Below are 19,283 nucleotides of genomic sequence, written 5' to 3' on the forward strand. Positions count from 1 at the left end.
TATGAAAAATGTAAAAGAATGGAGGTGAATTTATTGAGCATAGAATTAGAAAATTTAAGTCAAAAAACACTTGATTTATGGGCAAAAAAGAAAACAGTGGAAGGAAAACAACTATGGCTACCGCTACTGGCACATTTAATTGACACTGAAAAGACAATTAACTTTTTATTTAATACATGGTTAAGCTCTGGTACAAAAAAATTTTTAACAACGTCCATGTCTGAGGAAAAGCTGCAAAAATTGGTTAAATTTTTGGGCTTCTTTCACGATGTGGGAAAAAGTATTCCGGCATTCCAGGTAAAGCCATCCTTCGATGGTGGGAAAGAATTAGACGGAGCTTTGGTTGAAAAATTAATTCGTGATGGATTCTCCAATTTAGATGAAGACAAAGAGAAAATTTTACTTTCTGATTATAAAAAATCGCCGCACGCCTTGGCTGGAGCAGAACTGCTTAAAATTCATAAAGTTCCTAAGTCAGTTAGATCAATTATTGCTGGGCATCATGGTGATGCAGGAAATGAGACTAATTATAGTCAGATTGAAGAATTTACTTCTAATTACCTTCAAAATGACAATGATTTAGGTGTCCAAAAAAATTGGAAAGAAGTTCAAAATCAGCTATTTGACTATGGAATGAGTCGTATCGGTTATCAGGCGGTGACGGATATTCCAACGGTTACTCAACCTCAAGCAGTTATTCTGGAAGGGTTGCTAATTACTGCTGATTGGTTAGCATCAAGTGAATTTCTTGGTTATGATCAAACAAAACCATTGTTTTCTTTGATTTCAATTGATGAATCTTTAAATGATATTGATTTGGAATCACGATTTGAGTCCGCGATGAATACTTGGGATTTAGGTGGACATTGGTATCCCCCAAAAGTTCAAAGTGATGCTGATCTTTATGAGCGGCGTTGGGGATTTAAACCTCGACCAGTACAAGCAGCCTTGATTGATGCAGTTAGTGAAGCAAAAGATCTTGGAATGATGATTATTGAAGCACCAACTGGAGTAGGTAAGACAGAAATGGCCTTGCTTTCAACTGAACAATTAGCCTATAAGACTCAACATCCTGGATTATTTATTGGGTTGCCAACTCAGGCAACTTCAAACGCGATGTTTGATCGCGTGCAGGACTGGCTAAATGAGCTGGCAAAAGATCAGGATGAACATTTTCCCATCAAATTGATGCACGGTAAAGCCCAATTTAATGAGTCGTTTAAAGATTTACCTAACGCTTCTAACGTTGATGATTCAGGTGGCGTGGTTGTTAATGACTGGTTTAGTGGGAAAAAGTCAATATTATCGAAATTCGTAGTTGGTACAATAGATAATCTTTTATTGATGGGATTGAAACAAAAGCATCTTTTCTTACGACATTTAGGCTTTAGTGAAAAAGTGGTTGTCATTGACGAAGTTCATGCCTACGATTCCTACATGAATCAGTATTTGTACAAGGCCATTGAATGGCTAGGTGTTTATCATGTCCCAATTATTATTCTGTCAGCAACACTTCCAAAACAAAAAAGGAAAGACTTAATAAACGCTTATTATCATGGTAAATACGGTAAAAAAATGAAAGCGCTAAAAACTTCATACGATTTATTGCCTGATTGGGTCAAAACGCAAGCGTATCCATTGGTAACTATGTTGGATGGTGATCAAGTCGAGCAAATCTCTAAATTTCCTGGTGTATCAGATCAAAAGCCTCTTCAAATTCAAGTTACCAGAATTAATGAGGATGACAGTACACTCATTGAAACGGTTTTAAATTCGATAAAAGATGGTGGAATCGCCGGGGTAATTGTTAATACGGTTGGTAGAGCACAGGAGCTTGCCAATCTTGTTCCAAAAGAAATTAAGTTAATGGTTTTACATTCGGCATTTTTAGCACCAGATAGAGCTGCTAAAGAAACTGAATTGCAGAATGCTATTGGGAAGAATGGTAAGCGTCCAGATAAAATGATTATCATTGGAACTCAAGTTTTGGAGCAATCACTTGATATTGATTTTGATATTCTCTTTACAGATATAGCCCCGATGGATTTGATATTACAGCGTGCAGGGCGACTCCATCGACACAATATTTCTCGACCGGAAGCTTTACAGATACCCAGACTTTACATAATGGGTATTGAGTCTATGGGTGAATATGAAGATGGTAGTGAAACAGTTTATGGTAAGTACTTGTTGATGAAGACGGATTATTTCTTAAAAGAAACGATTGAAGAACCCAAGGATGTGTCTAATCTTGTTCAGGCTGTCTATGATGATCAATTAGATCCCCAAATTAAGGGTATCGAAAAGGCCAAGGCAAAGTTTGAACAGAATTTAGCAAAAGAGAAGGTTAAAGCACGTGCTTTTCAAATTGCGGATCCTAAATCTGATGCACACCATACTTTATATAAGTGGTTAAATCGTTCTACTTCAGATGTGAGTGGCAGTGATCAAAAAGCTGCAGCGGCAGTTAGAGATATTAAAGAATCATTGGAAGTTATATTGCTGCAACATACTAATAATGGAATATTTCTGTTGGATGGTCGCTCAATTGAAGACTGTCAGTCAAGAGAAGTTGCGGAACAATTAATTCGATTGCCTTCAGGACGAACTCAACCAATTAATACCTATATCGAGTTATTAGAAAAATTTACAGCTAAAAAATTTCCGGGGTGGCAACAAGATAAGTGGCTTAAAGGCGCACTTGCACTAACGGTAGATGAAAATTTTTGCGGATATTTGGGAGATAATCAGTTTAATTATTCTTCGATATATGGCCTGCACTTTAAAGAGGAGGACGATGATGTCAAAAAAACAGTTTAATTTGGTAGCAGATCCATGGATTAATGTAATTGAAACTAAGACAGATTCATTGAAAACAGTATCGCTGATTGAATGTTTCAATAACGCACATCAATATCGGCAATTAGCTGGGGATATGCGAGCCCAAGATTTAGCAATAATGCGATTTTTACTGGCAATTTTGCATACTGTATATTCACGTTTTGATATGAATGGTGAACCTTATGAATGGGTAAACATTGATTCGGAAACATTTCATGTGAATACACCGGTAGACGAGGATGATTTTGATGTAGAAGATTTATTTCAGACTTGGGGAAATTTGTATAAGTCTGGTAAATTTTCGAAAATTATTACGCAATATTTGGATAAAAATCAAAGTCGATTCAATTTATTTGGTGATCAAGCATTTTATCAGGTGACTGAAGAAGAATACGATAGTTTTGTCCCTAAAAAAAAGTATGTTGCCACTGGGACTGGGACAGTTGCTGTAAAGCAATTGAATCGACAAATTTCCGAAAGTGGTAATACACCAGCTATTTTTACGCCAAAATCAGATACATTTAAGAATCGTCTGAGTTTGTCGGAATTAACAAGATGGTTGATTACCTATCAAAATTTTACCGGTGTTACAGATAAAACTAAAGTTCAAACAGAAGAAAAATTTTCTAATCCAGCAGGATGGGTTTATCGGTTAAATCCAGTTTTTGCGAAGGGTAAATCATTATTTGAAACCTTAATGTTGAATTTGGTTCTTGCTGATGAAGAACACTATCAAGCACAGAAACCGGTTTGGGAATATAAAAGTGTTACTGCTTATGTAGAAGAACGAAAAAAAGAAATAGCGCCAGATAATTTGGCTTTTCTATATACGGCGTGGTCCAGAATTTTGCACATTAAATGGGATGAAAATGATGAACCAACCATTTTTAGTGCTGGTATACCGATGTTTAGTAATGAAAATATGTGGCTTGAACCAATGACTGTGTGGAAAAAAGATATCAAGGCTTCTAAAGGCGGTGACGATGTTTTTAAGCCAGCTGTTAAGGGGACTCGTTCACTTGGTATTGCAATGTGGCGTCATTTTGGTGATTATATTAACGCTGACCAAGCAAATGATCATCATGAACCAGGAATTGTTTCATGGCTCAATACACTTAAAGAAGCCGAATGCATTGACCCTGATAGGCTAATTACATTAACTTCGGTGGCACTTATTAGTGATGGCAATGCAACGTCTCAAGCACCTGTGGCGGAAGTGTATGATGATATGTCGATTAATGCGGATGTTTTATTTGATACTAATGAAAATTCACGCTGGCCACTGAGAATTGAATCCGTTATTAGTTTCACACAAGCTATTGCCAAAGACTATTGGCGATTTGCAGCTGATGTTGCTCAAATTAGAGGAATTGATTCAAAAATTTTTGCTAACAAAATGGGTGCACAATTTTATGATCGTTTAAATGAACCCTTTAAAGATTGGTTAGTTTCGTTAACTAATCAGGATAATCGTGATGACAAGATAATTGAATGGAAAGACCAACTAAAGTCGCTTGTCTTCTCATCAGCAAATGAATTGGCGCAGAATAGCTCACCACGGGATAAAGGTGGCATTGTAACCGAGAAAGGGCCACTGAATATTTTTATTGCTAAAAATCGACTCGTATACAACATTCATAAACACTAATTTAAAGAAGGGGTGACTGACGAATGACCTATGAAATAGCGAGTGCAACTAAAGGAATTATCCTAGATTTATATGGTAATGGGAACCTTAATAAAGCAGTTTTAGCGGATTTTCAGAATTCTAGGGACATTACTAGTTTGAGAGCGAGAGGTACTTGGCCTGTAATAATGAGTCATTTAAATCAAAAATATTTGAGCCCAACTGGTAAAACAACAAAGTCTGAAACGGCTATTTTTGCCGCAGTACGATTATTTGCAATTCAACAGCGAGGAGAAGATCAACTCGTTTATGCTGCTTCCTATCCTCGTGATCAAGCAGAGGGTGTAACTATTTTTGATGTTTTAGCAGACATGAGGAAAAATCCTGATGATCGAACTCGAATAGATGGACGGGTGAAGCCGCTGCTTGAAACAACCAATATTAATACAGTAATTAATTCACTTAACCATTTAGTTAGTATGATTAAAGGCACTAAAAGAAAAGTAAAAATTGATTATGCACAGCTAGCACAGGAATTATTTTGGTTTCAGGTTAGTTTCGAGCAAGCCAGCCAGGTTCAAATGGCATGGGGACAAAAATACTTTAAAGCTATTCCACAAAAAGCAAATTCCGAAGGGACGAATAAATAATGACAAAACAAAATTTATACATCGACATTCACGCATTACAGTCAGTTCCAGTATCAAACATTAATCGAGATGATAATGGTGAACCTAAATCAGCAATGTATGGTGGTGCAATGCGTGCCCGTGTTTCATCTCAAAGTTGGAAGCATGCTATGAGAGATGGTTTTAAACATACTGATATTACTTCAGCTAATAGAACCAAGATGGCAGCTAAATTATTGGCAGATAACATTCAAAAAGTTGATTCTTCTTTGGATGATGAAGCTGCAATGAAAAAGTCAGAAGAAGCTTTTAAATTAGCAGGGGTAAAAGTAGATAAAGAAGGCAATACTGGTGCCTTATTAATGGTTAGCCCTGGTCAGATCACTAAATTAGCTCAATATGTCGTTTCTAATGATGAACTTGATAAAAAGGCGATTAAAGCAGTATTAAAAGGCGACCAATCGCTAGATTTAGCGTTATTTGGACGAATGGTAGCTGACAATCCGGAATTAAATGTAGATGCCTCAGCACAGGTGGCGCATGCAATTTCAACACACAGAGTAGAACCGGATTATGATTACTTTACTGCTTTAGATGATTTACAGCCGAAGGATACTGCTGGTGCCGCAATGCTGGGTTCAATTCAATATAATTCTTCAACGCTATACCGTTATGCAAACTTGAACATGCATGAATTAATCCATAATCTTGGCACTGAAGATGCATTTAATGGCGCAAGTGAATTTGTGAAGCAATTTTTGCTTTCAATGCCAACGGGAAAGCAAAACACGTTCGCCAATAAAACCTTGCCTAACTACGTCATGGTAGTCGTACGAACGGATACTCCGGTAAACTTGGTATCAGCATTTGAAAAGCCGGTCCCATCGACTGAAGATGGGTACGTAACAGCTTCAATTACAAAACTTGAAAAAGAATATACTTCAACGCTTTCGATGGTTGAAAAGCCAATTTTGAAAGTTGTTTTGAATCGTGAAGATTCTACATCTGATGGTCAAGTGGAGAATTTAACCGAACTATTAAATAAAGTCACTGAAAGCTTAAAAGAGGCGGTGCAGGATGAAGACACTGACGATTAGATTAACTGCACCTTTGCAGTCGTATGGTAATGAAGCAACTTTTGCTAGAAGGACTACAAGTGATCATCCCTCTAAAAGCGCGGTAATAGGAATGGTGGCGGCTGCTTTAGGATATCGTCGGGATGATCAGCGAATATCTGATTTGAATAAATTAACCTTTGCAGTTAGAGTGGATCAACCTGGCAGGATTCTGGAAGATTTTCAAACTGTTGAATGGAAAAAGGATAAGCGAAAAGTTACTTATCGTGATTATTTACAAGATGCAGTTTTTGTTGTAGCGCTTGGTAGCAATGATGAAGCTTTGATCAATCAAATTGATGAAGCACTTCGGTATCCTAGATTTCAATTATTTTTAGGACGGCGATCTAATGTTCCCGCTGGCCCATTGAAAATTGAAACTTTTTCTGATAGTAATCCTGTTGATGCTTTATCTACACTTAAGTGGCAGGCGTCTGAGTGGTATCAAAAGAAGAAAGCAGCGCATTCAAGTTTTAAAGCAGAATTATTTGCTGATGCAGCATTAATTCCAAATGGGCGAGAAATGATGGTTAAAGATCGAGCTGAGTCTTTTGATCAGCGAAACAGACGGTTTAGTTTCAGAGCTGTTACAAAAAAATACGTTGAGTTTAAAACAAAAACAAATATCGATGTTTCACATAGTGAGGGTGGCCACGATGCTATGGGTGCAGTATAGAAGGGAGAACAAATGTATTTATCAAGGATTGAAGTTGACTTAAATAATCGTCAAAGGATTAAAGATTTAACGCATTTAGGTGCTTATCATAATTGGGTTGAAAATAGTTTTCCTGAAGAGATTCAAAATAATAGTCATAAGCGGCATTTATGGCGATTAGATCCATTATCTGGAAAGCAATATTTACTAATTTTAAGTGAAAATCGACCTGATATTAAATTGCTTTCTCGCTATGGCGTACCTGAGACAGCACTTACTAAACCGTATGATCACTTTTTAGATTCATTAGCTGAGGGACAGCGGATGAGATTTCGGTTAACTGCCAACCCAACTTATTCGGTTTATCAGGGTGAAGGTAAACGTAGTAAGGTGTACCCTCATGTGACGATTGAACAGCAACGTAAGTGGCTACTTAAAAAGGCCGATGCTGCAGGATTTCAAATTGTTTCTCAGAAAAGTGAAGCCATAGAGGATATTGATAATCTGGCGTTTGATATTGTGCATCGAGATCGTCCTGTTCTTCATCGGAAGGCTGAAAAAGGACGGACAATTCACATTAGTCGCGTCACCTTTGAAGGTGTTCTTCAGATTAAGAATATCGATGTCTTTAGACAAGTATTGATTAGTGGGCTTGGCCGTGAGAAGGCATTTGGCATGGGCCTTATGACTGTTATTCCGATAGAGTGATGTTATGAAAATACAACCTGGAGCAAAAAAACCAGAGCTTTCAGAGTTAAGTCGGATTCGTGACCGAATTACCTTTTTATACCTTGAACATGCCAAATTAAATAGACAGGATAGTGCCATTGTTGTTGCGGATAATCAGGGAACAGTTTTTGTTCCGGCAGCTATCATCAGTGTTTTAATGTTGGGGCCTGGAATAGACGTGACTCATCGAGCAATGGAATTAATGGGTGATTCTGGAATGAGTGTCGTTTGGGTCGGTGAACGAGGTGTACGTCAATATGCTCATGGCCGGGCGTTAAATCATTCAGCTTCTTTAATTGAAGCTCAAGCAAAATTGGTTTCTAATAAGCAATCTAGAGTTGCGGTAGCTCGTCAGATGTACCAAATGCGTTTTCAGGGTGAAGATGTTTCACAACTATCAATGCAAGAACTGCGAGGAAAAGAAGGCGCACGGGTCAGACGGGTGTATAAAGAGGAGTCGCAACGGACAGGAGTTCCTTGGTCACGTCGCGAATACAATCCAGATGATTTTGATTCAGGAACACCTATTAATAAGGCACTGACAGCTGCTCATCAAGCACTATATGGGTTGAGTTATAGTGTTATCGTTGCGCTTGGCGCATCCGCTGCTTTAGGATTCGTGCATACAGGGCATGATTTATCATTTGTGTATGATTTTGCAGATTTATATAAAGCTGAGTATTCAATTCCCATCGCATTTTCAATGGTTAAAAAGTATGGTGATGATAAAGATATTGGTTCTAGAACACGGCTAGCAATGCGGGACGCATTTGTAGACGGTAAGCTCATGATTCGGATGGTTGCGGATCTGAAAATGCTACTTGGTGATAGTAATAAAGCTGAAGCCGAGACACTAAATCTGTGGGATGATCGAATGGGTTTACAAAAATTTGGCGTCCAATATGCTGAACACGAGGATAATCACTCATGATTGTAATTACTTTAACGAAAGTACCACCATCGTTACGTGGTGATTTGACAAAGTGGTATCAGGAAATTCAAACTGGCGTATATGTGGGCAATGTAAGCGCACGTGTTCGTGATCAATTATGGGATCGTGTCATGCGTGATATTGGAAATGGTCAAGCTACTATGGTTTACAATGCTAAAAATGAATTTGGCTATCAGTTTAAAACAACTAGAAAAGATAGACGGGTAGTTGATTTTGATGATATTCCCTTAATGAAACGATTAAATACTTTAGAAGAGCCTGTGAAACTTGGTTTTAGTAATGCATCGAAATACCATCGAGCACGTTTGAGTTCCAGAAAAGCGTTAAAGCCTGAGCATCCTGGACATAGTGAGCGTAGTACCCAACTAGTTGCAATCGATATTGAAACTACAGGGCTGGATGCAGTGAAGAATCAAATTATTTCTATTGCTGCTTTTAAAAGTATTGGGATAAAAGAATGTCAGCATTTTGATGCCTATATTAGTATTGATCAACCAGTTCCTGAAAACATTGTTAAATTGACGGGGATTACGGATTCAAAATTAAAGGATGAAGGCATTGAATTAGTTGATGCACTAAGAAGCCTGAAAAAATTTGTTGGGAATTTACCAATTGTTGGTTACAATTTAGAGTTTGATGATAAATTTATTTCACTGGGATTTAAAAAATACAATCAAAGTGGAATAGATAATAAGATGATTGATTTAATGCCCTTAGTGAAAAAAGCAAATCGGTTTTTGGATAATTTTAGATTAAATACAGTTTTGAAAAAGTATGACATTTCTAATGAGCATCCACATGAGGCATATGCAGATGCACAAGCAACCTTGGCCCTTGCAGAAAAACTCATAAAAAATGGTGATTTAGTAATTTAAGAATGTTGATTTATAGGGATTTATTTAGTGTATTCCCCGCGTATGCGGGGGTGATCCCGTCTACTGGAATCGATTCGATTGAAGCAGACCGTATTCCCCGCGTATGCGGGGGTGATCCCATGCACATCTCAGGTGGTTCAGTATCCGACCAGTATTCCCCGCGTATGCGGGGGTGATCCTGGCGTTTGGCGCGTTTAGTACCAATGCCCAAGGTATTCCCCGCGTATGCGGGGGTGATCCCTGAATCTCACTAAGCCTAGTAGATCAGAAACAGTATTCCCCGCGTATGCGGGGGTGATCCCTCCACGTCCGTTATTAACGTCTGTTACACTAAGTATTCCCCGCGTATGCGGGGGTGATCCTTTCACGTCCGGCTTAGCCTTAGATGATACCGTGTATTCCCCGCGTATGCGGGGGTGATCCCATATCCAATTTTAATTTTCGACTCAAATTGTAGTATTCCCCGCGTATGCGGGGGTGATCCCACCGGGGAAGCATAAAAACTTTTATGGCCCGGGTATTCCCCGCGTATGCGGGGGTGATCCTCACAAAATTGATTTAATTAACTCGCTTTCAGTGTATTCCCCGCGTATGCGGGGGTGATCCCACGTGGAGCCTGATTCACTAGATGAATTTTTTGTATTCCCCGCGTATGCGGGGGTGATCCCGAATCCGAAACAACTAGATACATGAAAGAAAAGTATTCCCCGCGTATGCGGGGGTGATCCTCAACACGAAACAGGGCGAATTTAAGATTTCTAGTATTCCCCGCGTATGCGGGGGTGATCCTAGAGAGCATCTTTACCTAAATCGGTCAGTTTCGTATTCCCCGCGTATGCGGGGGTGATCCTACCACTATCGAAAAAATTAAAGTTTCAGTTACGTATTCCCCGCGTATGCGGGGGTGATCCTGCCTTGCAAAAACACTATTGAAAGATGAAATAGTATTCCCCGCGTATGCGGGGGTGATCCTGGGACACGTGAATACCCGAATAGCCTTGATGAGTATTCCCCGCGTATGCGGGGGTGATCCTGCACTTGTAAGCAAGCGCACGGGTTGGAGCGTGTATTCCCCGCGTATGCGGGGGTGATCCCGCACTATTTCGGTTAAGTGACGACTATGAAGAGTATTCCCCGCGTATGCGGGGGTGATCCCAAACTTTACGTTTTTGCTCAAATTTAAAGTACGTATTCCCCGCGTATACAAGTGACAGCGTTATAGACTTATTGTATTCCCCGCGTATGCGGGGGTGATCCTAATTTGTACTCGACTTTTAATTTTAAACGACAGTATTCCCCGCGTATGCGGGGGTGATCCTTAAAAATGATTGATACTATGGAAAAAGTCGAAGTATTCCCCGCGTATGCGGGGGTGATCCTCTAAGATCAGAATAAATCTTAGGTTGGCTTTTGTATTCCCCGCGTATGCGGGGGTAATCCCGTTGATCAAACACCCAAGATGGTCAACAATCCGTATTCCCCACGTATGTGGGGGTGATTCTATTAAAGAACGTGCCTAACTACGTATTTCCGATTATTTTCCACTGCCTTTAATATCCATTTAAAGCGACATATTACTTATGTGTTTCCAGTATAGAAAATTTCGTGTTCCCCATACAAACGGGAGTAATCTTGTTCAGATGAGTCGGATGAGCAACAAATCTGTTATTCTCCGCGTTTTTACCTAGTTATTAAGACGGCACGGATTATATTTTTTATAAATATAAGATTTTTTCGAAATAAGGTTAATAAACGGATTCCAGGACTGAAAGAGGTGACTTAATGATAAACGATAATCAATTTCAAATTTCTTTAAATGAAAAATTGTTGATAAGTATACAAAGCTATCAAAAAAAGCTTCAGTTAACGAATCATGCTATCCTAAACATTATTAGTTATGAACCCACAAGAGAGAATCAATTTTTCGCTGGGGAGGCTAGTCATACTAGCTATGTAAAAGCCGCATACGTCTTAGATTCAATTTTTCAATTTTTAAAACAACACCCATTTAAATCAGTTGATTACTTACAGCAATTACGGGCTTTACCACCGCACAATATCTTCTTACGCAATCGCTATGCCTTCTGGTTGAGTAATTTCATCAACGCGGGTGGGACTAAAAATGACCTGATTCAGGATGCAAAACTGAATGGGACTGACATTTTAGAGCAAATTGTCTGGAGCGGTAACTACTTAATAACAACCAAGAGTGTCGCGCATTTAAAGACACATACTAAGCAAATTGTTGATTTATCAGCTAACGAATATCACATCGTCCGAGACATCATGAAGAAATTTTCAACTGCATCCCGGCTATTCTACGTTAATTTTGATCAGTTATACCAAACGCGAACGATTTTAAAATCTGCTGAATTACAGCCTTATTGGAATCAAGTTATAGAGTTTAAAAAAACAATGATGTAAATAAAAAAACGTCAGAAGAAGTTTTCTTCTGGCGTTTTTTGAATTTTAAGCTGTGATTTAATCTTTAGCCGAAATTTTAATGGCGTCCTGACGGTAATCCGCCTCATGGTGCAGCATTTCTGCCAAAACGATTGCCAGTGAAGCAATGCTAATTGGACCGCCGGAAACGGGCTGATCCTTAGCGTCTAAAACCGCGTGCTGGATAGATTGATCGTAATTGAAGAAGTGAATCATAAGTAGCGTACTGTCTAAATGGGTAGCTTCGATGATATCAGCAGCTTGACGCTGGTTTTCAACGTAGCCGCGTTCAGTCGCTTCGTCAAAGCCGAAACTAGCAGCTAATTTCAGATTTTCTGGTGAGATACCATCGTCATAAATTTGAAATTGAGTGGACCAGAACAACCGACTAACGCCAGCTTCTTGCATGGCTTGTACCAGTGGGGTGGCAAAAGTTTCAACTTTAAATGGTCCGAGAGTTGAAAAGACCACGTCGACACCATTTAAAGCGTCCTTTAGATCAGCAACGCTGGTGGCATCACCCACGATATGTTCCACAAAATCAGGGTAGGTGACCCCCTTTTTACCGCGGTCAAAAACGCGTAGGTCAACGTCTGGTAACGGTGCTAGTTGCTTGACTACTGCCTGTCCTAGGATACCTGAACTGCCTAATATCAAAATTTTCATGATGAAACACCTCCGAAAGTTTAGTTTATCACAATCGGTTAAATTAATAGGTGAAAAAGACTCGGCAGGCAGATGCAGAGAAATAATCGAAATAATACTGTTGACATTTGTCCAGTTAGGTGCAAAAATAGCTTTCAACCGTAGATAACAAATATCCAAGGATAAAAGGAGCTTTTAAAATGACAAATAAAACAACTGATGCAAACATTGTTGACCAAAAAGTAGCAGAACTCGCAAGATTAACCCCTCAGCTTAGCCGGGCGATTGCCAATACTGGTAACGAACTGAACGCTAACGCCATTATTGGTGACCGTGAGTGGGCGATGACCACTTTTGCCATGCTGATTGGCATGGGCGACATGAGTGACCAGCTTCAAGTTTACGTTCAAGCAGCGCAGGCGGCCGGTGCCACGGATGATGAGATTCAAGACGTGATCAACTTAGCCAGCATCTACGCCGGTAATCCCCGTGCGGTCAGTGCAGCCCGGACAGTTGCACCTTATTTAAAATCCGAACAGCTTCGCTTACGTCCAAACGTCACTGAATCATTAGTGAACGTGGGCGACCACGAAACGATAGTTTGGGATAACCACGCGGATGGCTTCCCAGTCGTTTTGATTCATTGTTTGGCGCTGGATCACCGAACTTGGCGTGAAGTATATCCAGAAATTGCGAAAACGGGCGCACGGGTAATCGCTTATGATATTCGTGGCCATGGCTGGGCACGTCAGGCACCAACAACGCAAAACCTTGATCAGCTGGCTGACGACTTGCACCATTTATTAGCTAAATTAGGCATCAAACAAGCTGACGTCTATGGTGCTTCATATGGTGGTGCTGTCGCGCAGTCCTTTGCCGTTGACTATCCACAAGAAGTCCGTTCATTGGCACTGATTGCTACCGGGTTAAAGGGCTTTCCAGTGCTAGCAGCCAGAGCAGACGCTGCCGAAAAAGATGGCATGGAAGCTCAAGTGGCCGTTTCACTGATTCGCTGGTTTACACCGGAAACCATTGCTAGAAATCCATGGGAAGTTCGCTATGGCCGTGAATGTGTTCGTCACATGAGTGTTGCTAACTGGGCTGCTGCCTGGCGGGCAATGGCAGCCGGCGATGCGACTGAAACGGCGCCTAAAACCACCGTGCCAGTCTTAGCACTGGGTGGCGCGCAAGATGCTTCCGCTGTACCACAAATCATGGCGCAGATGGCCGCTGCTTATCCAAATTCCAAACGGGTTACCATTGACCCAGGTACCCATATGATGCCAATGGAACAACCTCAGGCAACGGCAAAAGAACTGGTAGAATTTTACCAGTCAGTTGATAACCAGACCTTCAGAAAGGACTAGTGTTCATGGCCAAAAAGAAAGTTTTTGTCGTCACTTATACGCATGATGATATGGTGGGCTGGACGAAATATTTGCTGGCACACATTAAGTATCTGAAACAACACGTGGCTGCCGGTGATTTAATCGTTTCGGGACCCAGTGAGGGTGACCATAAGCGTCAGGCTATCCTGATCTTTGCGGTTCGCGATAAAGCAGCTTTGATGGAATTGATCCATCAAGATCCCTATTTCCAGCATGATCTGATTACTTCGATGACCATTACACCGTGGAAACCGCAGTTTGGTAATTTGGATGAAAGTCGGTTTGAATCACAGGACGACTAGTTAACGTTCGTAAATAAACAGCACCTTACAACCATTTAGGCTGTACGGTGCTGTTTTTAGTTGTTAGTATCTGCAATGTCGTTCCAGTCCACGAACGAAGCCGTTTCATCACTTAATAAATCGGCAATTGAGAGTTTCGCTAGGGTGGCTTTATAGTTCTTCTCAGCTTGCTTGAATTGTAGATTGACCTGGTCGAATTTTTGTTCAAACGCGTGGTTGTCTAAGCGCAGTACCTGGTCACGCAGATTATTCCAAGAGGCAAATGAATCAGGACCTTCAATTGCTTCAAAGATATCTAATAGTGAAATTTCGCTGGTCGGACGAGCGAGCGTTAAACCACCAGTTTTGCTGGCATCGGTGGTGATGATATGCTGAACGGCTAATTGACGGGTAATTTTGTGGAGGTAGGAGTCAGAAACCTGTAAAATCTGGCTCAGTAATTTACTTTTCAGGGGCTGCTGATCCTGCTGACGAGCGAGGATCACAACCACGTAGATGGCTTGTTCAACGCCAATTTTAATTTTCATAGGCTACTCCTTTTGATCGATTATAGGATTACTGAATATTACTCTAATGCTAATCGGGGGAGTAAGCAACTTTTGAGAGGTTTTTAAACGATGAATTCAAAAAAAGAAGTACGCCAGTTGGCGTACTTCTTTTTGATATTTAGTTAAAGAACCATTCACTGGCCTCAGCATACAATTTTTCAACCGTTTCTGGTTTGTCATCACCAGGCTGGCCTTGATCAGCTTTTTGACCTGAACGTGAAAGGACGTAGCAAAGACATTTATAGCTTTCACGATACTGATTAATTTTATCGTTATCGAGTTTTAAGTTTGAACCAGGTAGGGTTGGTACCAGTGAGTCACGTTCGTAAATGCAGTCGCCATAGACGATCTTCCATTGACCATTGATCTTTTGCAGTTCACTGAAAATGCGAACGTAAGAAACCAGGTCAAATTCGTTACCATCGATTTCTTGGCGCGGAGACAGCATGGTGACGGACATTTCGGCAATCGCTTTATCGCCATTTAACCAGATCATGGTGCTGTTCATTTTATGCTTAGAGCCACCGCCACCGGCAGCCTTAGTTTTGGCAATGTAATCCTTAGCGGCACCGCTGAACCAGGAAACGTGGATAGTAGCATCATCACTGTAGCAGGCACCTTCCTGATCGAAGTAGCCGTTGTCTCTGGTGTAGCGTTCGTATTCCAGTAATTCACGAATCTTTAATCGGTCCATGACTTCTGCATCATCAGTTTGGTCTAAAACAACTTCATGAAAGTCTTTTGTCATATGGCAGTCTCCTTTTAATTAATTAACGTCATTATAATGTACGGGAATGAAGCGGTAGCCCGTGGTTGTCGTGTTCTTAACAATGTGGCCAATGCCAGGAAATGGCAGGTGGGCACCGGCAACTAATTCTTGCGTGCTGGCCACCTGTTCAACTGTTTTCTTAGCCGTTGCAATTTCAATAGCAATTCGTTTTTCATCCATCTTACCAATGACGACTTCAACGTCTAAATTGGCAAGTTGCACATCCGCGTCATGAATGATATCGCCCCAAGCAAACAGCTTGTGCCCAGCAGATTCAATCTGATAGCCGGTGTGACCAATCGAATGTCCTGGTAATGGAATGGCCGTGATGCCATCTGCAATCGGGTCGCCATCGTTGAATAAAACGCACTGATCTTTCTGTTCATAAGGTGCTAATAGACTCTTGAGATTAGGGAGAATGTTGACCCAAAGATCGTAGTCGGATTGTTTCAAATAAACCGTGGCGTTAGGGAAGACCATCTGATCATCGAGCACCAAACCGTTAATATGGTCAGGATGAGCATGGGTCAACATGATCTTATCAACGTCTTCTGGCTGATAGCCGGCAGCTTTCAAATTAGCTAGCATTTTGCCCATAGTGGGTCCGAGAACTTTCCCACTACCGGTATCAATCAAATACAGTTGCTTGCCAGTATCGACTAAGTAGGCGTTGGAATCCGCTTTGATATTCGTTCGGCCATCAATCACAGTGGTGTTAGTGTAATTGTCTGCCCAAATTTTTTCGACCGTTTTAGGATTGCTCCCAAAATAAACGTCGCCATTGGCACAGGCGAAACCATCATATAAAGCGGTGATCTCATAATCACCAAGGGGGTATCTAAAGTATCCGGGGACTTGTTGTTTAACCATTAATATCATCCTTTCCCATCAATTGAGTGACTAAAGATTATCATCAACTATTGTTTTTGTCAATAGTTGATAAAAACATTTATTTTTGCTATTCTTAATGTCGAAGGAAGTGATCAATTTTGGCATCATTAGGTATCGGAATTTCGGTCGGTGTCTTTTCGCGCAAAACTCAAGCGTTCATGAAAGCAGTTATTAAGAAAATGGGGATCAAGGAAGTTGATGCCATTATCTTGATCAACGTCAAAGAAAACCCGGGCATTATTCAGGATCAAATTGGGCATAATTTATCAGTCGACAACGCCATGGTGGCGCGAAGCTTAAAACGGATGGAAGCCGATGGACTCATCAAGCGAGTGGTTGATGAAAATAATCAGCGGACGAAACAGGTCTATATTGAACCTGCTGGGACTAAATACGTCACCAAGATCATTGACGAGATGCAATTTTGGGATTCGATTATTTTAGAAGGTCTTTCAGACCAAGAAAAGACCGCTTTAGCAGCCAACCTAGCTGGCTTGAAAAAGCGGGCAGAACAGATCGATATTGAAGCGGTGCTGGCAGCTAGAAATGGTCAGGAAAACTAAAGATAGTTGGCTTTTAAAAGAAACGCCATCCAAGTCTCTATTTAGGCTTGTGGTGGCATTTTTATCGTTAAAATTGTAAATGATTTAAGCTTTTAAAAAGTCAGGCTGTTGAAATTCAGGGTTAGGGTAGTGGTAGAACCCTTCACCGGATTCTACGCCAAGTTTACCGTCAGCTAGCCGTTGCTTTAAGCTGGCAGTGATCTTGCCATCGGGATCAATAGCAGCAGGCAGTGGTACCGCTGTCAGTGTGCGGGCACCAATCATATCCAAAATACCAAATGGTCCCATGGCTGCTCCAGTGGCAATCATCCAGGTTTTGTCGATGGTCTGCGGGTCAGCAATGCCGTTGACCCATAACGACATACCGGATGCCATCAATGGGGTCAGTAAGGAATTTAGAATGTAGCTGGAATGCTCCTTCTTTAGCTGAATAGGAATCATACCAATTGATTTGGCGAACGTCACAACTTCTTGATAAACTTTGGGGTCAGTTTGAGAGGAGCCCATAATTTCCGCCGTGTTGTTGACCCAAATATGGTTGGCAAAGTGCATGTTCAATAATCGAGCTGGCCGGTCAGTTGCAGGGGCTAATTGACTTGGCAGCAAACTCGATGAATTGCTGGAAAAAATCGCTGTAGCGGGTGCCAATTCACTGATCTGCTGATAAAATTTAGTCTTTAAATCAAGGTTCTCAGGAATTGCTTCGATGATGAGGTCAGCGTGTTTAACGGCTTCAGCTAGGTCACTCACGTAGGTCAACCGTGATAGGGCCGCATCGAAGTCCGCGTCACTTGCCTGTAAATCGGTCTGGTAACTGGGACGTAAAGCGTTGATCCGCGTTTTCACAGCCGTTAAAGCAGCTTGATCGATATCATAAATTGTTACTGGGTAGCCTTTGTAGGCTGCCTGGTAGGCGATTTGACTACCTAATACACCGCCACCGGCAACCGTTAGTTTTTTAATGGTCATTAAAAACCCTCCTTGTTTGTTATCAATTATAGGAACAGTGATAACGAATAAGGAGAGCCAGAATGGTTAATTGTGTCCCACGTCCAATTTAAAAAGAGCTGCAAAATCAATGTGGTAAGCAGCCAACGCACCAGTTGTTAATCGTGTCAGCTGTTTCGCTAATTCGTCAGGCGTACTGGAATCATCTGTCCGCAGCCAGTTAATTGCCATACCAACGTGGGCTGACACAATATAGGAAGCAATGGTTGCGACTGGAATATCTGGCTGATCGATTCGACTGAGGATTGCCGTGTAGTTAGCCATGCCAACGTCTAACAAACGTTTTTCAAATTCCAGCCAGTGATTGTTGACGATAAAGGACTTATACGCCAGTCGATAAGTCTGACATTTTTCAAAATAGCGTTTATAAAATGACAGTGGTGTTGCAGCATGATAATCGGTATCTTGCAGCTGGCTGAGCAGATAATCCGCTACCCAATCGTAGAAGGCAAATTTATCGGCGTAATGGCGATAAAAAGTCGACTTTGAGACATCTGCTTGAGTCAGCAAATGACGAGTGCTGATTTTATCTAACGACTCGCCAGCGTTAAGTAACTCAATTAGGGCATGAAATAGGTCAAGGTCACTCGGACGTGCATCGGAAATGGGCATTCATTTCACCTCAGTTCAAAGATTTGATCGACTGCCTAAATTTTAGCATAATCGCGTTAATCAGATTGATTAATTCAGTAATACCAGGGTTAGTCGTGTGAATGCCTTTCCAATTTAATAAATTGTGTTTATATAATAGACAACGGTCAACTTAGTTGTTACTATTAATGTTATGACTACAACAATAAGAGCTACGAATTGTTTGGTCACAATCTTAAATTGGCAGGTATAGAACATGAGGAGTAACGATTCAAGTAGCATCGCTGATCGGCTGCATAGCCTGGTCAGTCGCGAAATTGAACTGGTTAACGTTCGGCTAAAGGAAATCGAGCTTAATAATCAGCAGGCACGGTTAATTAAATTCATTGGCGAACATCCCAATACGATTCAAAAAACAGTTGCCCAATTTCTAAATCGGCAAAATGCCACGGTAACTAATATGTTGAAGTCATTGGAAAAACAGGGTTACATTACCCGGACAATTCCCGATACTAATGAGCGGCAAAAGCAGCTCAATTTGACGGTTAAGGGGAGTGAAACACTGGTTGCCATTGACCGCGTTTTCAACGAACTGGAGGATACCGTTAAACTGGCGGTTCCAGAAGATGAAAGAACTGGGTTGGTCACTAACTTAAACCACATTAAGCTAGCGTTAGACCTTCAGCATTAAGGTGATTAAAAAAGTGAGTCCG

19 protein-coding genes and 2 CRISPR repeat arrays are annotated in these 19,283 nt (G+C 40.9%); of the genes, 13 read left to right on the top strand and 6 right to left on the bottom strand.

What is annotated here, in order from left to right; all coding sequences use genetic code 11:
- The first annotated feature begins 33 nt into the window (after window positions 1-33).
- The 9 genes from cas3 to CES79_RS01090 all read left to right on the top strand — a co-directional run bounded on the left by cas3 (window position 34) and on the right by CES79_RS01090 (window position 11,847).
- Entirely contained in the window at window positions 34-2,820 is a 2,787-nt protein-coding gene (gene cas3 / locus CES79_RS01050) for a CRISPR-associated helicase Cas3' (protein ID WP_225362274.1), read from the top strand.
- Window positions 2,801-4,489: a type I-E CRISPR-associated protein Cse1/CasA gene (locus tag CES79_RS01055; RefSeq protein ID WP_089136060.1), complete on the top strand. Its 1,689-nt coding sequence runs from the start codon at window positions 2,801-2,803 to the stop codon at window positions 4,487-4,489. The genes cas3 and CES79_RS01055 overlap by 20 nt, the downstream gene beginning before the upstream one ends.
- A 23-nt stretch (window positions 4,490-4,512) precedes the next feature.
- Window positions 4,513-5,118 (top strand): type I-E CRISPR-associated protein Cse2/CasB, encoded by a 606-nt coding sequence (gene casB / locus CES79_RS01060; RefSeq protein WP_054653829.1) that lies wholly within the window; start codon window positions 4,513-4,515, stop codon window positions 5,116-5,118.
- Complete coding sequence (gene cas7e, locus CES79_RS01065) at window positions 5,118-6,194, top strand: type I-E CRISPR-associated protein Cas7/Cse4/CasC (RefSeq protein ID WP_054653831.1); 1,077 nt, start codon at window positions 5,118-5,120, stop codon at window positions 6,192-6,194. Before casB ends, cas7e begins: the two co-directional genes overlap by 1 nt.
- A complete protein-coding gene (gene cas5e, locus CES79_RS01070) occupies window positions 6,175-6,888 on the top strand; it encodes a type I-E CRISPR-associated protein Cas5/CasD (RefSeq protein ID WP_089136061.1) in 714 nt (237 codons plus the stop codon). Before cas7e ends, cas5e begins: the two co-directional genes overlap by 20 nt.
- Window positions 6,889-6,900: 12 nt before the next feature.
- The gene (gene cas6e, locus CES79_RS01075; protein ID WP_089136062.1) at window positions 6,901-7,575 is read left to right on the top strand and encodes a type I-E CRISPR-associated protein Cas6/Cse3/CasE; all 675 of its coding nucleotides are present in this window, start codon (window positions 6,901-6,903) and stop codon (window positions 7,573-7,575) included.
- Window positions 7,576-7,579: 4 nt separating this feature from the next.
- Window positions 7,580-8,527 (top strand): type I-E CRISPR-associated endonuclease Cas1e, encoded by a 948-nt coding sequence (gene cas1e, locus CES79_RS01080; RefSeq protein ID WP_170173486.1) that lies wholly within the window; start codon window positions 7,580-7,582, stop codon window positions 8,525-8,527.
- The gene (gene cas2e / locus CES79_RS01085) at window positions 8,524-9,423 is read left to right on the top strand and encodes a type I-E CRISPR-associated endoribonuclease Cas2e (RefSeq protein ID WP_089136063.1); all 900 of its coding nucleotides are present in this window, start codon (window positions 8,524-8,526) and stop codon (window positions 9,421-9,423) included. Before cas1e ends, cas2e begins: the two co-directional genes overlap by 4 nt.
- Window positions 9,424-9,452: 29 nt before the next feature.
- Window positions 9,453-10,579: direct repeats of the CRISPR family, unit length 28 nt; unit sequence GTATTCCCCGCGTATGCGGGGGTGATCC.
- 73 nt (window positions 10,580-10,652) lie between these two features.
- A CRISPR array of direct repeats spans window positions 10,653-10,924; the repeat unit is 28 nt; unit sequence GTATTCCCCGCGTATGCGGGGGTGATCC.
- 281 nt (window positions 10,925-11,205) lie between these two features.
- Window positions 11,206-11,847 (top strand): hypothetical protein, encoded by a 642-nt coding sequence (locus tag CES79_RS01090; RefSeq protein WP_089136064.1) that lies wholly within the window; start codon window positions 11,206-11,208, stop codon window positions 11,845-11,847.
- Between the two features lie 57 nt (window positions 11,848-11,904).
- Here the strand turns inward: CES79_RS01090 and CES79_RS01095 are convergent, their stop codons facing one another.
- On the bottom strand, window positions 11,905-12,531 hold the full coding sequence (locus CES79_RS01095) for an NAD(P)H-binding protein (RefSeq protein ID WP_054653837.1): 627 nt from the start codon (window positions 12,529-12,531) through the stop codon (window positions 11,905-11,907).
- A gap of 179 nt (window positions 12,532-12,710) precedes the next feature.
- Here CES79_RS01095 and CES79_RS01100 point away from each other — a divergent pair, with 179 nt between their 5' ends.
- The gene (locus CES79_RS01100; RefSeq protein ID WP_054653839.1) at window positions 12,711-13,877 is read left to right on the top strand and encodes an alpha/beta hydrolase; all 1,167 of its coding nucleotides are present in this window, start codon (window positions 12,711-12,713) and stop codon (window positions 13,875-13,877) included.
- A gap of 5 nt (window positions 13,878-13,882) precedes the next feature.
- The gene (locus CES79_RS01105; RefSeq protein WP_089136065.1) at window positions 13,883-14,200 is read left to right on the top strand and encodes a YciI family protein; all 318 of its coding nucleotides are present in this window, start codon (window positions 13,883-13,885) and stop codon (window positions 14,198-14,200) included.
- Window positions 14,201-14,256: 56 nt separating this feature from the next.
- On the opposite strand, the gene CES79_RS01110 is transcribed toward CES79_RS01105, so the two are convergent.
- The 3 genes from CES79_RS01110 to CES79_RS01120 form a co-directional block, all read right to left on the bottom strand.
- Window positions 14,257-14,727, bottom strand: coding sequence for an RrF2 family transcriptional regulator (locus CES79_RS01110; RefSeq protein WP_054653843.1), 471 nt, complete (start codon window positions 14,725-14,727; stop codon window positions 14,257-14,259).
- Window positions 14,728-14,866: 139 nt separating this feature from the next.
- Window positions 14,867-15,496 carry a nuclear transport factor 2 family protein gene (locus CES79_RS01115; protein ID WP_089136066.1) on the bottom strand — a complete coding sequence of 210 codons (630 nt, stop codon included), beginning with the start codon at window positions 15,494-15,496 and terminating at the stop codon, window positions 14,867-14,869.
- Window positions 15,497-15,514: 18 nt separating this feature from the next.
- The gene (locus CES79_RS01120) at window positions 15,515-16,387 is read right to left on the bottom strand and encodes an MBL fold metallo-hydrolase (RefSeq protein WP_159459437.1); all 873 of its coding nucleotides are present in this window, start codon (window positions 16,385-16,387) and stop codon (window positions 15,515-15,517) included.
- Between the two features lie 119 nt (window positions 16,388-16,506).
- Here CES79_RS01120 and CES79_RS01125 point away from each other — a divergent pair, with 119 nt between their 5' ends.
- The gene (locus tag CES79_RS01125; protein ID WP_054653849.1) at window positions 16,507-16,971 is read left to right on the top strand and encodes a MarR family winged helix-turn-helix transcriptional regulator; all 465 of its coding nucleotides are present in this window, start codon (window positions 16,507-16,509) and stop codon (window positions 16,969-16,971) included.
- An 84-nt stretch (window positions 16,972-17,055) separates the two neighbouring features.
- Here the strand turns inward: CES79_RS01125 and CES79_RS01130 are convergent, their stop codons facing one another.
- Together CES79_RS01130 and CES79_RS01135 are read right to left on the bottom strand one after the other, a co-directional pair.
- Window positions 17,056-17,940 (bottom strand): 3-hydroxyacyl-CoA dehydrogenase, encoded by an 885-nt coding sequence (locus CES79_RS01130; RefSeq protein ID WP_089136068.1) that lies wholly within the window; start codon window positions 17,938-17,940, stop codon window positions 17,056-17,058.
- Window positions 17,941-18,006: 66 nt separating this feature from the next.
- Window positions 18,007-18,591 (bottom strand): TetR-like C-terminal domain-containing protein, encoded by a 585-nt coding sequence (locus CES79_RS01135; protein WP_089136069.1) that lies wholly within the window; start codon window positions 18,589-18,591, stop codon window positions 18,007-18,009.
- A 235-nt stretch (window positions 18,592-18,826) separates the two neighbouring features.
- Here CES79_RS01135 and CES79_RS01140 point away from each other — a divergent pair, with 235 nt between their 5' ends.
- Window positions 18,827-19,261, top strand: coding sequence for a MarR family winged helix-turn-helix transcriptional regulator (locus tag CES79_RS01140; RefSeq protein WP_089136070.1), 435 nt, complete (start codon window positions 18,827-18,829; stop codon window positions 19,259-19,261).
- The last annotated feature ends 22 nt before the right edge of the window (window positions 19,262-19,283 follow it).

The organism is Secundilactobacillus silagei JCM 19001 (genome assembly GCF_002217945.1).
Lineage (GTDB): Bacteria > Bacillota > Bacilli > Lactobacillales > Lactobacillaceae > Secundilactobacillus > Secundilactobacillus silagei.

Bases quoted from the DNA above. Each gene is read 5' to 3' on its own strand.
- CES79_RS01055 (WP_089136060.1), top strand. From the start codon at position 2,801: ATGTCAAAAAAACAGTTTAATTTGGTAGCAGATCCATGGATTAATGTA.
- casB (WP_054653829.1), top strand. From the start codon at position 4,513: ATGACCTATGAAATAGCGAGTGCAACTAAAGGAATTATCCTAGATTTA.
- cas7e (WP_054653831.1), top strand. From the start codon at position 5,118: ATGACAAAACAAAATTTATACATCGACATTCACGCATTACAGTCAGTT.
- cas5e (WP_089136061.1), top strand. From the start codon at position 6,175: ATGAAGACACTGACGATTAGATTAACTGCACCTTTGCAGTCGTATGGT.
- cas6e (WP_089136062.1), top strand. From the start codon at position 6,901: ATGTATTTATCAAGGATTGAAGTTGACTTAAATAATCGTCAAAGGATT.
- cas1e (WP_170173486.1), top strand. From the start codon at position 7,580: ATGAAAATACAACCTGGAGCAAAAAAACCAGAGCTTTCAGAGTTAAGT.
- cas2e (WP_089136063.1), top strand. From the start codon at position 8,524: ATGATTGTAATTACTTTAACGAAAGTACCACCATCGTTACGTGGTGAT.
- CES79_RS01090 (WP_089136064.1), top strand. From the start codon at position 11,206: ATGATAAACGATAATCAATTTCAAATTTCTTTAAATGAAAAATTGTTG.
- CES79_RS01095 (WP_054653837.1), bottom strand. From the start codon at position 12,531: ATGAAAATTTTGATATTAGGCAGTTCAGGTATCCTAGGACAGGCAGTA.
- CES79_RS01100 (WP_054653839.1), top strand. From the start codon at position 12,711: ATGACAAATAAAACAACTGATGCAAACATTGTTGACCAAAAAGTAGCA.
- CES79_RS01105 (WP_089136065.1), top strand. From the start codon at position 13,883: ATGGCCAAAAAGAAAGTTTTTGTCGTCACTTATACGCATGATGATATG.
- CES79_RS01110 (WP_054653843.1), bottom strand. From the start codon at position 14,727: ATGAAAATTAAAATTGGCGTTGAACAAGCCATCTACGTGGTTGTGATC.
- CES79_RS01115 (WP_089136066.1), bottom strand. From the start codon at position 15,496: ATGACAAAAGACTTTCATGAAGTTGTTTTAGACCAAACTGATGATGCA.
- CES79_RS01120 (WP_159459437.1), bottom strand. From the start codon at position 16,387: ATGGTTAAACAACAAGTCCCCGGATACTTTAGATACCCCCTTGGTGAT.
- CES79_RS01130 (WP_089136068.1), bottom strand. From the start codon at position 17,940: ATGACCATTAAAAAACTAACGGTTGCCGGTGGCGGTGTATTAGGTAGT.
- CES79_RS01135 (WP_089136069.1), bottom strand. From the start codon at position 18,591: ATGCCCATTTCCGATGCACGTCCGAGTGACCTTGACCTATTTCATGCC.
- CES79_RS01140 (WP_089136070.1), top strand. From the start codon at position 18,827: ATGAGGAGTAACGATTCAAGTAGCATCGCTGATCGGCTGCATAGCCTG.